Origin of the sequence: Paenibacillus sp. FSL W8-1187, assembly GCF_037965485.1 — a bacterium.
GTDB lineage: Bacteria > Bacillota > Bacilli > Paenibacillales > Paenibacillaceae > Paenibacillus_O > Paenibacillus_O pasadenensis.
On sequence record NZ_CP150181.1, the window covers coordinates 185,855 to 200,355 of the forward strand.

General features: G+C 66.6%; 12 protein-coding genes. 10 read left to right on the top strand and 2 right to left on the bottom strand.

All coding sequences use genetic code 11. The features are described 5' to 3' along the window. The first annotated feature begins 106 nt into the window (after nucleotides 1-106). The 8 genes from NYE40_RS00910 (at nucleotide 107) to opp4C (ending at nucleotide 11,820) form a co-directional block, all read left to right on the top strand. Nucleotides 107-820: an ABC transporter ATP-binding protein gene (locus NYE40_RS00910; RefSeq protein ID WP_028600689.1), complete on the top strand. Its 714-nt coding sequence runs from the start codon at nucleotides 107-109 to the stop codon at nucleotides 818-820. Continuing rightward, nucleotides 813-2,420: a hypothetical protein gene (locus tag NYE40_RS00915; protein WP_028600688.1), complete on the top strand. Its 1,608-nt coding sequence runs from the start codon at nucleotides 813-815 to the stop codon at nucleotides 2,418-2,420. The genes NYE40_RS00910 and NYE40_RS00915 overlap by 8 nt, the downstream gene beginning before the upstream one ends. A 122-nt stretch (nucleotides 2,421-2,542) precedes the next feature. Continuing rightward, nucleotides 2,543-5,788 (top strand): glycine-rich protein, encoded by a 3,246-nt coding sequence (locus NYE40_RS00920; protein WP_028600687.1) that lies wholly within the window; start codon nucleotides 2,543-2,545, stop codon nucleotides 5,786-5,788. 214 nt (nucleotides 5,789-6,002) lie between these two features. Next, a complete protein-coding gene (locus tag NYE40_RS00925; RefSeq protein ID WP_028600686.1) occupies nucleotides 6,003-6,887 on the top strand; it encodes an alpha/beta fold hydrolase in 885 nt (294 codons plus the stop codon). Nucleotides 6,888-6,895: 8 nt separating this feature from the next. Beyond that, a complete protein-coding gene (locus NYE40_RS00930) occupies nucleotides 6,896-7,672 on the top strand; it encodes a DUF1684 domain-containing protein (protein WP_164820124.1) in 777 nt (258 codons plus the stop codon). Nucleotides 7,673-8,096: 424 nt separating this feature from the next. After that, a complete protein-coding gene (locus NYE40_RS00935; protein WP_028600685.1) occupies nucleotides 8,097-9,722 on the top strand; it encodes an ABC transporter substrate-binding protein in 1,626 nt (541 codons plus the stop codon). A gap of 35 nt (nucleotides 9,723-9,757) precedes the next feature. Further along, complete coding sequence (locus tag NYE40_RS00940) at nucleotides 9,758-10,732, top strand: ABC transporter permease (RefSeq protein WP_028600684.1); 975 nt, start codon at nucleotides 9,758-9,760, stop codon at nucleotides 10,730-10,732. Beyond that, nucleotides 10,729-11,820 carry an oligopeptide ABC transporter permease gene (gene opp4C, locus NYE40_RS00945; RefSeq protein ID WP_240479077.1) on the top strand — a complete coding sequence of 364 codons (1,092 nt, stop codon included), beginning with the start codon at nucleotides 10,729-10,731 and terminating at the stop codon, nucleotides 11,818-11,820. Before NYE40_RS00940 ends, opp4C begins: the two co-directional genes overlap by 4 nt. A 500-nt stretch (nucleotides 11,821-12,320) precedes the next feature. Here the strand turns inward: opp4C and NYE40_RS00950 are convergent, their stop codons facing one another. Together NYE40_RS00950 and NYE40_RS00955 are read right to left on the bottom strand one after the other, a co-directional pair. Then, the gene (locus tag NYE40_RS00950; RefSeq protein ID WP_339279186.1) at nucleotides 12,321-12,548 is read right to left on the bottom strand and encodes a hypothetical protein; all 228 of its coding nucleotides are present in this window, start codon (nucleotides 12,546-12,548) and stop codon (nucleotides 12,321-12,323) included. 53 nt (nucleotides 12,549-12,601) lie between these two features. After that, nucleotides 12,602-13,177: a hypothetical protein gene (locus NYE40_RS00955; protein ID WP_339279187.1), complete on the bottom strand. Its 576-nt coding sequence runs from the start codon at nucleotides 13,175-13,177 to the stop codon at nucleotides 12,602-12,604. 179 nt (nucleotides 13,178-13,356) lie between these two features. Between NYE40_RS00955 and NYE40_RS00960 the strand changes: the two genes are divergently transcribed. Next, nucleotides 13,357-13,836: a DUF6530 family protein gene (locus tag NYE40_RS00960; protein ID WP_028600680.1), complete on the top strand. Its 480-nt coding sequence runs from the start codon at nucleotides 13,357-13,359 to the stop codon at nucleotides 13,834-13,836. Next, nucleotides 13,833-14,321 carry a DinB family protein gene (locus NYE40_RS00965; protein ID WP_052333653.1) on the top strand — a complete coding sequence of 163 codons (489 nt, stop codon included), beginning with the start codon at nucleotides 13,833-13,835 and terminating at the stop codon, nucleotides 14,319-14,321. The genes NYE40_RS00960 and NYE40_RS00965 overlap by 4 nt, the downstream gene beginning before the upstream one ends. Nucleotides 14,322-14,501 lie beyond the last annotated feature (180 nt).

Here is a 14,501-nt window from a genome sequence, read left to right on the forward strand (position 1 = left end):
CCCCTGCAGGGGAGTGCGGCTGTTTCCGTTTCCGGCCTCGTTTTCTGCATCGCCGGGCGCCGCTCTTGCGTATGCAGACGATCAGAACCTTGAAGGAGGGATCGACGTGAAGCTCATTCTGGAGCGGATCAGCAAGACGTTCGACGGCAAGCCGGTGCTGCGGGAAGTATCGTACTCGTTCGAGAAAGGCAAGATCTACGGCCTGCTCGGACGGAACGGGGCCGGCAAGACGACGCTGTTCAACAGCCTCAGCCGCGAGCTGAAGACGGACGGCGGGAAAGCGTATCTGGAGGAAGAGGACGGCGGCAGGCGGGAGCTGCGCGAGACGGATGTCGGCTACGTCTACTCGCTGCCGATCCTGCCCGAGTTTCTGACCGGGTACGAGTTCGTGAAGTTTTACCTCGAAGCGAATCCGGACCGGCGGACGGAAGGCGTGGACATCGATGCCTGGTTCGACCGGATGCGCTTCGACGGCCAGGACCGGCATCGCCTCATCAAGGGCTATTCGCATGGGATGAAGAACAAGGTGCAGATGCTGCTCTTCTTCATCGCCAAGCCTCCGGTCATCCTGCTCGACGAGCCGCTCACCTCCTTCGACGTCATCGTGGCGCTGGAGATGAAGCAGATGCTGCGGGAGATGAAGCAGGATCATATCCTCATCTTCTCCACCCATATCCTGCAGCTGGCTACCGACCTGTGCGACGAGCTCGTCGTGCTGAACCAAGGCTCGCTGTCCTCCGTGCAGTCCGAGCTGCTGCGCAGTCCGGAGTTCGAGCGGCAGGTCGTAGAGCTGCTGCAGGACGGACCGGCCGATGAGTAGCGTCTACCGGCTGCTGCGGGCCATCCAGGTCGCTTCGTTCGCCAACCGCCTCGTCTATTACATGCGGCGGCTGCCGTGGATCGGCTCCCGCGTGCCCGAATCGCTCTATGCCCGGCGCGGCTGGAAGCGCGCCGCCTCCTGGGCGGCGATCGTGCTGGAGCTGCTGTGGGCGGTCGCGAACAAGCTGATCTATGTCGGCCTCTGCGTCGTGCTCCCTGCGCTTTGGATGCGGGAGGCCGGGCATGCGGCGGATCTGCTGCCGTCCGCGCTGGCGATCCTGCTGCCGCTCAGCTTCTTCACCGCCTGCTTGTGGAACGCGCGGGTGCTCGAGCCGAAGCGGGACAAGTTCGTCGCGGTCAAGCTGATGCGGATTCCCGGAGAGCTCTACATGAAGGCGACGCTGACGTACCGATACGTCGTCTTTTTCCTGTCGTTCCTGATCGCGCTCGCCGTCCTGCTCCCGCTCGTCGGCGGCTCCATGCTCGGCGGGGCGCTGCTGGCGCTGTCGATCACGATGTGGCGGCTCGCGGCCGAGTACGGGCATCTGCTGCTGTTCGAGCGGACCGGGATCGTGCTGATCAAAAAGAACGGCCTCATCTGGGCGTCGATCCTCGTCGGACTCGCTCTCGCCTATGGCCCGCCGCTGCTCGGCCTGGCGCCGGACCTGCGGCTGCCTGCCCTGCCTGCGGCGCTCCTGGCCGCGCTCATCGCCTTGCTCGGCGCAGCCGCAGTCTGGCGGCTCGCCCGCTATCCCCGCTACCGCGAGGCGGTCGAGGCGGCGACCCGCCGGGACGATCCGCTGCTCGATCTCGGGCGGATGATGGCGGAAGCGAAAAAGGCGGATGTGGCCGTCAAGCAGGACGATCTCGGCGAGCCTGGACCGGATCGGGGCGGCAGCGCCTCGGGCTCGAGCGGCTATGCTTATCTGAACGCGCTGTTCTTTTCCCGGCATCGCCGGCTCGTCCGCCGTCCCCTCCTGGTGCGGCTCGCCATCGTGGCGGGAGCGGGAGCGGCCGGCTGCGCCGTGCTGGCCGTGCTGCGTCCGCAGCCCGGCTCATGGGACCCGGCCTCGCTGGCCGTGTACCTGCCGTTCGGCCTGTACCTGCTCTCCGTCGGAGAGCGGATCTGCCGGGCGCTGTTCTACAACTGCGACATGCCGCTGATGCGGTACGCCTTTTACCGGGCTGCGGCGCCCAAGCATTTCCGCCTGCGCCTGGTCCGCCTGGCCGCCATGAACCTGCTGACGGGAGCGGCCGCGGCCGCCGCGCTGACGGCCGCCGCGGCCGTCGCGGGAGCCGCCTTGCCGCTCGAAGAGCTACTGCTGCTCTGGGCGCTCGTGCTGTCGCTGGCGCTGCTGTTCTCGGTCCATCATCTGGCGCTCTACTATTTGCTCCAGCCGTATTCGACCGAGCTGGACGCCAAAAACCCGCTGTTCCACTTCGTCAACATGGCGCTCTCGGCGGGCTGCTGGCTCGTGCTGCTGCTGCGGCCGGAGCTGCCGGCGCTGGCGGCCGGCTCCGCCCTGCTGCTGGCGCTGTATGCCGCGGCGGCGCTAGGGCTCGTAAGCCGTCTCGGCGCGAGGACGTTCCGGATCAAGTGAGCCGGCCGCTGACGCCGAGGCGCGCGATTCCCCGACTGCCGTACTAGGCCAACCCGCCTTCATCATACGCATAGGAAGATGTTCGGCCCGCGAGCGGCCGGGACAAGGGGGGATGGGCGCGAATGACGGCGATCGGAGAGCAGTTCGTATTTAACTTCACAGGAGCGCAGCAGACATGGAACGTGCCGGGCGACGTAGGCGTGATTCGGATCGAATGCTGGGGCGCGCAGGGCGGGACGGCCACGACGCAGGGCATCGGCGGAAATGGTGGCTACGCCGCCGGCACGTTTCGGGTGACGCCCGGCGAGCCGCTCGTCGTGGCTGTCGGCGGAAAAGGCGAGGACGGCCGGCTGAACGGGCCGGCGACGGCGGGAGGCTTCAACGGCGGCGGGAACGGCGGACCCGGCTTCGACAATTCCGCCTCGGGCGGCGGGGGCGGAGGAGCCAGCGACGTGCGGCAAGGCGGGAGCACGCTGGCGAACCGCATCCTGATCGGCGCCGGAGGGGGAGGCGGCGTCGGAACCTTGACCAGTCCTACGCAGGGCTTTCGGGGAGCTGCCGGAGGCGGCCTGCAGGGCGCTTCCGGCACGGGCGACGATACAGTCGCGCCGGGCAAGGGCGGCACGCAGACGGCCGGCGGAGCGGGAGGAGTCGGAGGGAGCAACAGCGGTACGCCGGGAGTCCTCGGCCAAGGCGGCAGCGGCACGGGGAATCGCTTTGAAGGCGGCGGAGGGGGAGGCGGCGGCTTTTATGGCGGCGGCGCCAGCGGTGCGGGCAACGGCAACGACGGCTCCGCAGGCGGCGGTTCCTCTTTTCTCGGCACCGCTTACGATGCGGAGACGACGGCCGGCGTGCAGGCAGGCGACGGGCGCGTCGTCATTACCGCCCTCGGCCTGCTGACGTTCGACGTCGTCAAGACGGGCGACCGCAACGAGGCTTCGCCGGGCGATACGGTGCAGTTCTCCATCGTCGTGACCAATACGGGGAATTACCCGATCACGAACATCGCCGTAAACGACCCGCTGATCGGCATCAGCACGACGCTGCCGCAGCTCGATCCGGGCCAGAGCGAGGCCGTCGCGGGAACGTACACGATTCCGGCGCAGGCTCCGCCCGGCGTACTGACCAATACGGCGACCGTCCAGCCGCAGGATCTCGCTCCCAAGACGGCGAGCTACGACGTGCTCGTCTCCGAGGCGCCCTCGCTGCTGTTCACCAAGTCGGTCGACCGCGCGCAGGCTTCGCCGGGCGACACGGTCATCTTCACGATCCGGGCGCGCAACCTCGGCAACGTCGACTTCGTCAACCTGACGCTGACCGATCCGCTGCTCGGCCTGGAGCAGCGCATCAACCGCATCGTCGCAGGCGAGGAGTTCGTGCTGAACTGGCCGTACGTCATCCCGCCGCTGACGCCGCCCGGCTTCCTGACGAACCTGGCGCGCATCCAGGGCGACAATCTGAGTCCCCAGCTCGTCGGCGTCTCGCTGACGATCCTGGCCGCCGCGCAGCTGAGCGCGGTCAAGACGACAACGCCGAACGTCGCCCGTCCCGGACAGACGCTGACATATGTCGTCACAGTCACGAACTTCGGCAACGTCGAGCTGACGAACGTGCGCGTCGTCGACAGCCAGACGCTGCTCGACGAGACGATCCCCATCCTCCGCCCCGGAGAGGCGCGCGAGGTGTCGACAACCTATTTCGTGCCGCTCAACACGCCGCCCGGCGTCTACATGAACACGGCGTTCGTCACGTCGGACCAGACGCCGAGCCCGCTGCCGGCCGAATCGTCCGCCGAAGTCATTGCGGTGCGGGCGATCGGCCTCGTCAAGTCGGTCTCGCCGGCCGCGGCCGCTCCGGGGCAGCCGGTCGTGTTCCGCATCCAGGTCGGCAATCTCGGCAACGTGCCGCTCGGTCCGGTCCGCCTCGTCGATCGGCTGACCGGCCTGGACGAGACGATTCCTTCGCTCGCCGTGGATGAGATCGTCGAGGTGGAGGCGCCGTATGTCATTCCGGTCGGGACGCCGCTCGGCTCGAGGGTGCTCAACCTGGCGGAGGCGACGGCGGCTGGAGCCGATCCGGCCGAAGCGTCGACGCTCGTCGACATCGTGGCGGCGGGCCTTGCGATCGCCAAATCGGGGGATCGGACCGTCGCTGCTCCGGGCGATGTCATCGCCTATACGCTGACGGTCGTCAATACGACGTCGCTGACGCAGACGAACGTGCTGCTGTCCGATCCGGCCGCGAGCTTTGCCGAGACAGTCCCGAGCCTTGCGCCCGGGGCGTCCGTCATCCGCACGGTCGGCATCACCGTGCCTGCGGGCGCGGCGAACGGCAGCGTCATCGACAACGTGCTGACCGTCTCGTCGGATCAGACGCCGGCTCAGCTGGCGGCATACCAGACCGTCGTCCAGACGGATCCGCCGCAGCAGACGACGCTGGCGATCCGCAAGCTGTCCGACCGGCTCGTCGCCGGTCCGGGAGAGCCGATCCTGTTCACCGCCGAAGTCACCAATACCGGACCGAGTCCGGCGACGTCGATCGTCGTCGCGGATTCGCTGGCGGGCTATTCGCAGGCGATTCCGGCGCTGGCGCCGGGCCAGACGGCGGTGACGAGCTTCATCTATACGGTGCCGCCGGGCACACGGCAGGGCACGGTGCTCGTCAATACGGTGACGGCGACCGCTCCGGAGGTGCCCGCGCAGCTGCAGCCGGTGACCGATTCGCTGTCCGTGCTCGTCGCCTTGCCGGATTTCCTGCTGGAGCTGACGAGCCGGGCCGCGCCCAATCCCGTGCCGTACCGGGGAAGCACGCTCATCGAGATCACGGTCCGCAACATTTCCAGCCAAACGCTGACCGGGGTGCGCGTGCTGGAGTCGCTGACCGAGTTCGCCGCCGTCATTCCGGTGCTGCCGCCGGGAGACAGCCGCACGTTCACGGTACCGTTCACGCCGCCGGCGAGGACGCGCGGCGGAACGGTGTTCGACAGCTTCGCCACGGCGTTCTCCAATGAGACCGCGCTCCGCCAGGTGCTCGTGCCGATCGTGGCGGCGATCCGGAACGACGCGCTCCTGACGGAATCCGTCTCGCCGCAGGTCGCCGCTCCCGGAGGCACCGTCGTCTTCACGGTCCGCATCGCCAACACGGGCAACGTGCCGTTCGTGAACGGCGTGCTGCAGCTGCCGCTGTTCGGCCTGCGGCTGACGACGGAGTCGTTCGAGATCGGGGCGGACCAGACGCTGCGGCTGCCGTACCGCATCCCGGATGACGCGCCGGAGGGGCTCATCGTGAGCGAGGCGATCGCCTCCTCCGACAACGGTCCGACGCTGCGGGCGACGGCCGCGGTGCGGGTCGTGCACGAGGAGGAATAGCCGGTTTTGATCCGTCCGGGCCTTGGGTCCGGGCGGATTTTTTCGTCCATCCTGCTCGCGAGGCCGCTCGCTCTGGAGGGCGCGCATATGGAAAATTAGGGATGACGTCCGATTCAGTTGACTTGGTTCGTGTTTATTCGACATAATTTATGAATATTGCTTCAGCCGGGGCTGAGGCACAAGCCATAACGCAGAAGGATCGTGAAGCGACAAGATGTTTGCGACAATCAACGGAACGAGGCTTTATTTCGATATCGAGGGCTCCGGCTACGTGCCGGTCGGGGAGCGCATGGAAGCCCGCCCGGCTCTGTTCGCCATCCACGGCGGACCGGGGAGCGACCACTCCGACTTCAAGCCGTGGCTGACGCCGCTGGCCGACGGGCTGCAGATCGTCTACCTGGACCAGCGGTGCAACGGCCAGTCGGAGCGCGTCGATCCGGCGACCTGCACGCTGGAGCAGCTGGCGGACGATATCGAGGAGCTGCGGCGCTATCTGGGCTTCGGGCGCATCCATCTGCTCGGCCACTCCTTCGGCGGCATGGTGGCGCAGGTGTTCGCGGCGCGCTACCCGGACTCGCTGGACAAGCTGCTGCTCATCTGCACGGCGCCGAGCCGGGAGTTCTACCCGGCGGCGCTGGAGTTCGCCTCCCGCATCGCCACGCCGGAGCAGCTGGCCGTCATTCCCGAGCTGTTCGAGGGACGGATCGAGGACGAGGCGCATCTGATCCGTTGGTGGGACGTCAACTACGACCTCTACTTCCATGTGCGCGACGAGCAGGTGATGCGCGAGACCGGCAACCGCCCGATCGGCTCGATGGAGGTCGCCAACTATACATTCAAGCATTTCATCCCGCAGTACGACGTGCGCGCCGCCCTGCCGGGCTTCGCGATGCCGACGCTCATCGTCGGCGCGCGCTACGACTGGATCACGCCGCTGTCGCAGGCGGAGGAGATGCATCGGCTCATCCCTGGCTCGGAGCTGGCCGTGTTCGAGCGCAGCGGGCATATGCCGTTCATCGAGGAGCACGAGGCGTTCCTGGCGGAGCTGAGGCGGTTCCTCGGCCTGGAAGCGCCGGCGGCTGCCGCGGAGCAGCCATGAGGGGCGCGATGGATTTGCGGGCCTGGCGGCAATGGAGGCTCGATTCCGCGGCCGGCCCGCGGGGCGACCTGTCGCTGGTCGCGCTGCATGAGCTGGCGGAGCCGGCGCGCATCGAAGGACTGCCCGGCGTCTGGTCGCCGGCCGATGGCGGGCTGACGGCGGAGCTCGCGCCCGAGGACGGAGCGCGGCTGGAAGGCGCTGCGGCCGCCGGCGTCATTCGTCTGGAAGAGGATGGAGCGGCGCTCCATTTCCCTGACGGAAGGGCCGCCGCCGCGACCTCGCAGCCGGGATCGCCTCATCTGCTCGCGGTGTGGGATCCGCAGGCCGAGCGGCTCGCCCGCTTTGGCGGCATCGACGTCTACCCCGAGGACGAGGCGTCCGTATGGACGGGCAGGTTCGAGGCGGCCGCGGACGGCACGGCCGAATTCCTGCACCAGGGAGACCGGGACGGCCGCACGCGCCGGCACGGATCGCCGGGCGAGATTGTCGCGGAGAGGGACGGGGAGACGTTCCGCCTCGTGCCGTTCCGCTCGGGAGACGCGCTCATCGTGACGTTCGCCGACCGCACGAGCGGACCCGAGACGTACGGACCGGGACGGATGCTGCTGGTGGACGGACCGCTTGAGCACGGCCAGCCGGTGAAGCTCGACTTCAACCGCGCTTTCCTGCCTCCGTGCGCGTTTTCGCCCGCCTTCAACTGTCCGCTGCCTCCGCGCTCCAACCGGCTGCCGCTGGAAATCCGCGCGGGGGAGAAAAACGTGCTCTGGAAAAGCGAGCGGGCGTGAGCTCCGGGGCGGCTCGCCTGAGCTGAAATGCTGAGCCCGTCGGAGCGGCTCGCCTGAGCTGATAACGCCGAGTCCGCCTGAGCGGGCCGCCTGAGCTGAAACGCCGAGTCCGTCGGAGCGGCTCGCCTGAGCTGAAAACGCCGAGTCCGTCGGAGCGGCTCGCCTGAGCTGAAAACGCCGAGCCCGCCTGAGGGCCGCGGGAAGGACCGGAAGGCTGCGCGCAGCCTTCCGGTCCTTCCCTGCGCTCGGGAGCAGGGAGATTTTTCTTCCCGCTCGGATGGTTTCGACAATATAATCCAAAAATAAAGAGGATTCGACAATTTTCGCTATCTTCTATTGACAAGATGTCCAAGAAAACCGGATACTGAATAAAATCAAAGTTGTTCAATCGGAATTAGAATGATGAAGGAGAGTCGACATCCACATGAAACGAATCGGAAAAGGGGCGCTTGCGCTGGTGCTGTCCGCCAGCCTCGCGCTCGTATCGGCCTGCTCGAACGCGAATGCGCCGGCCAATGAGCCGTCCGCAGAGGCTCCTGCTGCCGGTGGCGCCAAGTCGGTGACGGTAGGCGTCACCTACGCGCCGAGCAACATCAACCCGCTGGCGCCGGTCGGACTCGTCTCGACCTATGTCGCGAGCCTGCTGTTCCCGCCGCTGGTCGATCTGGACTCCGACCTGCAGTACAAGCCGATGCTGGCGGACTCGATCGAGACGAGCGACAACAAGACGTTCACGATCAAGCTGAACGAAAAAGCGGCCTGGACCGACGGCAAGCCGGTGACGGCGGACGACGTCATCTTCACGCTCGGCCTGATGACGAACCCGAAGGTCGCCTCCAATCTGGCCTACCTGTTCGCGATCATCGAGGGATTGGACGACGCCGGCTTCCTGCCGGAGGGCCAGAGCGCGATCAGCGGCGTCAAGAAGGTGGACGAGCGCACGCTGACGGTGACGGTCAAGGCGCCGACGACGCTGAGCATTTTCCAGGATACGATCGGCAAGAACCTGCTCACGCTCCCGCAGTCCGCGCTTGCGGACATCGCGCCGGAGGAGCTGGCCAAGAGCGACTTCATGCAGAAGCCGGACGTGACGAGCGGTCCGTTCAAGCTGGCCGAATACAACCGCGACCAGTTCGTGCGCCTGGAGGCGAACGACGCTTACTTCAAGGGCGCTCCGAAGCTGGACTCGCTGAACTTCAAGGTGCTGCAGGGCAACGCCGTCACCGCCCAGCTGCAGAGCGGCGAGATCGACATGAACATCCCGTCGGCGGGCGTCATCCCGGTCGGCGACTACGAGAAGGTCAAGGGGCTGCAGGGCATCCGCACGGTCGAGGCGGCTCCGCTGGCGACGCAGTTCATGTACATCAACGAAGCCGTCGTGCCGGACGCGAAGCAGCGCCAGGCGATCAGCTACGCGATGAACCGCCAGCAGATCGTCGACAAGCTGCTGCATGGCGCGGGCGAGGTCGTGGACAGCTACTTCACCAGCTATAGCCCGTACCGCGACGAGAGCGTGCAGCCAGCCGCCTACGATCCCGAAAAGGCCAAGTCGCTGCTCGCCGAGTCCGGCTGGGACAGCGCCAAGACGCTGCGGCTGTACGTCCTGTCGGGCGACGCCACGCTCGAGCAGGCGGCCAACATCGTCGCCGAGAACCTGCGCGCCGCCGGCGTGCAGACGAAGATCCAGATGATGGATCTGGCGACGCTGATCGACAATCTCGTCAAGATGGACTATGACCTCGGCATCCTCACGGTGTCGCTGACGCCGATCAACCCGCTGCCGGACATCGCCTATTTCCTCAAGGAAGGCAATCCGAGCGGCTACAAGAACGCCGAGGCGGAGAAGCTGCTGGACGCGATCGCCGCCGAGACCGACGAGGCGAAGATCAAGCAGTCCTACAGCGACCTGCAGAAGATCATCGCGCAGGACGTGCCGATGCCGGCGATCTATGCGACCAAGGCGCTTGGCGCGGTGAGCGAGCGAGTATCGGGAGCGGAGCCGAAGGACTTCGGCATGTTCATCAACGTATACGAATGGGACGTGAAGTAAACGCGAGCGGGCGTTAACGATTCGAGGTGCAGGCATTGCTGACTTATGTGCTGCGGCGGCTGCTGACCGCCGTGCCCGTGCTGCTGGGCGTCACGGTCATCAACTTCATCATCATGCGCATGGCTCCCGGCAATCCGGTGGACATGCTGGTCAGCCCCAAGCTGCCGGCCGCGGCGGCGGAAGCCCGGCGGCTGGCGCTCGGGCTGAACGAGCCGGCCTACGTCCAGTACGGCCTGTGGCTGAAAAATCTCTTGCTGCACGGCGATCTCGGCTACTCGCTCATCACCTACGAGCCGGTGACGCGGGTGATATTCGACCGCATGGGGCCGACGCTGCTGCTCATGGGCACGGCGCTCGCGCTCGGCTTGCTCGTCGCGGTGCCGCTCGGCGTGCTGAGCGCGACGCGGCAATATTCCAAGCTCGACTATCTCGCTTCGACCGGGTCCTTTCTGGGCCTGTCCGTGCCCGGGTTCTTCCTGGGCCTCGGCCTCATCTATCTGTTCGCCATCCAGCTGCAGTGGCTGCCTTCGGGCGGCATGACGGAGCTTGGCGGCTCCGGCGGCTTCGTCGATCGTCTCCGGCATCTGATCCTGCCGGCGCTCGTCCTGGCGGCGGCTGTCGCAGGGCGGTGCATCCGCTACGTCCGCTCGAGCATGCTGGAGATTCTCGGCCATGACTACCTCCGCACCGCCCGCGCCAAAGGCGTGCGCGAGACGCTCGTCGTCGGCCGCCACGCCATGCGCAACGCGCTCATCCCGATCGTCACCGTCATCGGGCTGGAGATGTCCGTGCTGCTCGGCGGCGCAGTCGTCGTCGAGCAGGTATTCGCCTGGCCGGGCATCGGGCAGCTGACGCTGTCGTCGATCATGAGCCGCGACTATTCCACGCTCATGGGCTTGAACCTGGTGGCCGCCGTATCCGTCATCGCCGTCAATCTGGCGACCGACTTCATCTATGCGGCTGTCGATCCCCGCGTCCGCACGAGCTACGAGGGGGAGGGGGCGGCATGAATCTGTTCCGAAGGTATTTCTCCGTAGGCCGGGGCCGGGGACCGGCGATGCCGGGAACGGCAGGTCCGGTGTTGTCGGGAGCGGGGCGCGGTCAGAGCGGGCCGGCAAAGCCGGAGCCGGGACCGGGGGGGCTTGAGGCGGCCGCATCGGGACCTCTAGGGCCGTACCGGGACGCGTCGCGGTTGCCGGGAGCGGGGCCGGGGCAAGAAGGTCCCGGCTCCGCGGGGCCGGCGGCGGAGATCGGCGCCGTACCGGGCCGGATGTTCCTCCAGCGCTTTCAGCGCCACAAGCTCGGCGTCGCCGGCGCGATCGCGCTCGGCGTCATGGCGCTCGCGGCGCTGCTGGCGCCGCTGATCGCGCCGTACGACCCGAACGCCGTCACCGACTCGTTCGGCGAGGGGCCGTCGCTGCGGCATTGGCTCGGCACCGACCCGATCGGCCGCGACATGCTGAGCCGGCTCATCTACGCGGCCCGCGTCTCGCTTGCCGCCGGCCTCGGCGCGATGGCGATCGCGGCGGCGATCGGCACGCTGCTCGGCCTGATCGCCGGCTACGCCGGCGGCTGGATCGACAACGTCATCATGCGCGTCACCGACATCTTCATGGCGTTCCCGTACCTGATGCTCATCCTCGTCGTGGCGAGCCTGGTCGGTCCGGGGCTGACGAACATCATCCTCATCCTCGGCCTGCTCGGCTGGCCGGCGGTCGCCCGCCTCGTGCGCGGCAACGTGCTGGCGATCAAGCAGGCGGACTACGTGACCGCGGCGGTCGCGCTCGGCCTCAGCCGCACGCGCATCCTGCTGCGCCACATCCTGCCGAACACCGTCGCGCCGATCCTGATCTACGCGACGAGCGGCGTCGCCGGCGCGATCCTCGACGAGGCCGCGCTCAGCTTCCTCGGGCTCGGCGTGCAGCCGCCGGACGCGAGCTGGGGCAACATGCTGGCGAGCGCCCAGTCGCTGACCGTGCTCACCTCGCAGCCTTGGCTGTGGGTGCCGCCGGGCGTGGCGATCATCGTCACCGTGCTGGCCGTCAACTTCGTCGGCGACGCCCTGCGCGACGCGCTCGATCCGCGCAACCGGCATTAGCGGGCGCGCGGGTGGCACGCGCCGGGGCAGCGGTGCCGCAGGGAGCGCGGGCGGCGACTTGGCGCAAGCCCGCTGCGTCGGGGGTGCGTCGAACGTCGAGTGTCGGACGAAGCGCGTCGCTTTTGGCTTGGGCGCCGTCGAAGCGCTAACGATACGACAAAGCGCTATTTCGCTCAATTCCGCTGAAATGGATTTTTAACGATACGGAGCGACGCTATGGGCCGCTAGTTCGGTGTTTTTCCTCCTATTCGGGAGCAATAGAGCGCGAGAGTATCGTTAGAATTCCAGAACAGGCGAATAAGCTGAAATAGCGCTTCTCCGTATCGTTAGGCTTCCTAGGCGATGCGGCCGGCCGCATAAATGCAGTTCGTGCGATCATCCCATCGTTCTCCACCGCATGCGGCTGTCCGAACGAAAGGTCCATGAGGCAGGCATGCCTGCATCCAAAAGAGCATCGCCCCGGCGTTAGCCGGAGCGATGCTCTTTTTCGTTCCGAGGGCTCAGCCCGCGGCGATATAGATCGACATGGAGAAGATCCACATCATCGCGCCGAACAGCAGGGACGCCACGATTTCCAGCCCATCGGACTTCTCCTTGGCGAACAGCTGCAGGATCGCGAGCATGAAGAAGAAGGCGAGCCCGGGCATGACATAAGCGGCGCCGAAAATAACCTCATTTCCAACCGAGCAGCTCCTTCCGCCTTCCCCATCCGAATGGGAGGGCGTCAATCGAGATTCCTCCTTTTTTAGCATGAACAGAGGCATTCTGCAAGAGGATCGCGCTACTCGAACCAGCCCGCCACGACGCGCCACCAGCGCTCGAGCCGCGCGATCCATCGGTCGGCCTGGCGGCCTTGCTGGACGAGATGGATGGCCCAGTCCCAGTCCGTGAGGAACTGGATGACGGTCAGGACAAGCATCGCGACGGCAAAGCCGAATGCCACCGTGAACAGCAGCTGCAGCCGGAAGTAACCGATCAGCAGCCGCGACAGCTGGCGCACTTCGGCCGGCGATTCGGCGGACTGCTCGATCCGCATCGCCTGCGCGGCGATGCGCAGCATCCAGACGGCGGCAGCGACCTCCAGCAGACCGGCGAGCGTGCCGAGGCCGAAGTTCATCATGCCGACGACGCATTGGAACAGGCCGAAGGCCAGCGTGGCGCAGGCGGCTGTCCGCATCCAGAACGCGAGGCGGCGCCAGTCGCTTTTGGCGGAGGTGCGAGGGAAAGCGCGGCCGGGCGGGGGCGCGGAAGCGCCGGAAGCGCCAGAAGCGCCAGAAACGCCAGAAACGCCGGAAGAGCCCGCCGTCTTTTTGGCGAGGGCTTCATCGGGGTTCAAGCGCAGCATCGGTTCATTCATCGACAGGGTCTCCTTCGGGAATAGATGGTGACGAAGCCTGAGTTTGACATCGGCGTTCCGGCAGTCTATAGTAAGAGCGAACGTTTATAATTTAGTAAATTACTAAATTGAAATTTGAAATTCACTCATCAAAACCTTGCCGTCCACATCCATTCCCCCGGGAGGCCTTCGCGATGAACATGAAAATCCCGACGACGCTGAAGCACAAGCCGGTGCTCGTCTCCGAAAACTACAGCCAGGTCGACGGCCGCTACGCGCCCGACTCCGAAGCGAAGGGCCTGTCGCTCGGCCTCGCGCAGTGGAACGACCGCGGCAAGGTCGACATTTCGGCCAAAGTATGGCGCCATACGGGCGGCAAATGGTCGCGCCAGTCCGAGGAGCTGCCGCTGCATCGCGTGCTCGATCTGGCGATCCTCGTCGCGAGCGGCATGGTCCACTTCCGCGAAGCGTACCGCTATGAGGGCCTCTACGATCCCGAGCAGCCGGTGCTGGACCGCATCGGCCTGCAGGGGGACGCGATGACCGTCTCGGTATGCACGGACAACGAGCGCATCGACGAGGACATCCGGCTGTTCAGCCAGGCGCTGAGCGACGACGGCGAGCTGATCGGCGAGCGGCTGCAGGTGCTGTCCGGCCTGCTCAAGGAGATGGGCTATTGAGCGGGGCGCGGGAGACGATCGAGCGCAGCGAGTCGCTGGCCGACTGGGCGGGCAGCCTGGCCGGACTGGACGATTTCGACTGGTTCCGGCCGATGCGGCCGGGCAAGGCGTCGATCGCGGAGGTGATCTCCCATTTGCAGAACTGGGACCGCTATCTGCTGGAGACGGTGCTGACAGAGGTCGAGGCGGGACGCGGCATCCATTTTCCGGCGTTCGACCCGTTCAATGCCCTCGCTTACCAATACGCCAACTCCGGCGTGGCGCGGGAGCGGCTGCTCTGCGAGCTGGCCGCCACGAGGCGCGAGCTGTGCCGCAGGCTGCGGGAGCTTGATCCCGCCGTGCTGGAGCGTCCGCTGCTCGTGAACGGCGCTCAGCGGGATCCGCACACAGGGCGGCCTTACTCGCTGGCTCTTATCCTCGAAGAATTCCTGGAGCACGACGAGCATCACCGCGCGCAGATCGAAGCGGCGCGCAGCGGCGGATGAGGGCGTCCGGCCGATCCGCGTGGACGGCTCCTCGCCCTGCCCGGCAGGGAGGACGCATTCGGGGGCAAAAAAAGAGGCTGCAAGCGATCCGCTGAACCGGATCGGACTTGCAGCCTCTTTCGCAGCTTCTTTCGGGGCCTGGCGCTTGAGCGCCCCGCAGCTGGCGTGCCGCGCTCGGCC

What these genes read in the sequence shown, in the direction of transcription:
- NYE40_RS00960 (WP_028600680.1), top strand. Translation starts at nt 13,357, where the DNA reads ATGAAAATCCCGACGACGCTGAAGCACAAGCCGGTGCTCGTCTCCGAA.
- NYE40_RS00955 (WP_339279187.1), bottom strand. Translation starts at nt 13,177, where the DNA reads ATGAATGAACCGATGCTGCGCTTGAACCCCGATGAAGCCCTCGCCAAA.
- NYE40_RS00930 (WP_164820124.1), top strand. Translation starts at nt 6,896, where the DNA reads ATGGATTTGCGGGCCTGGCGGCAATGGAGGCTCGATTCCGCGGCCGGC.
- NYE40_RS00920 (WP_028600687.1), top strand. Translation starts at nt 2,543, where the DNA reads ATGACGGCGATCGGAGAGCAGTTCGTATTTAACTTCACAGGAGCGCAG.
- NYE40_RS00915 (WP_028600688.1), top strand. Translation starts at nt 813, where the DNA reads ATGAGTAGCGTCTACCGGCTGCTGCGGGCCATCCAGGTCGCTTCGTTC.
- opp4C (WP_240479077.1), top strand. Translation starts at nt 10,729, where the DNA reads ATGAATCTGTTCCGAAGGTATTTCTCCGTAGGCCGGGGCCGGGGACCG.
- NYE40_RS00935 (WP_028600685.1), top strand. Translation starts at nt 8,097, where the DNA reads ATGAAACGAATCGGAAAAGGGGCGCTTGCGCTGGTGCTGTCCGCCAGC.
- NYE40_RS00925 (WP_028600686.1), top strand. Translation starts at nt 6,003, where the DNA reads ATGTTTGCGACAATCAACGGAACGAGGCTTTATTTCGATATCGAGGGC.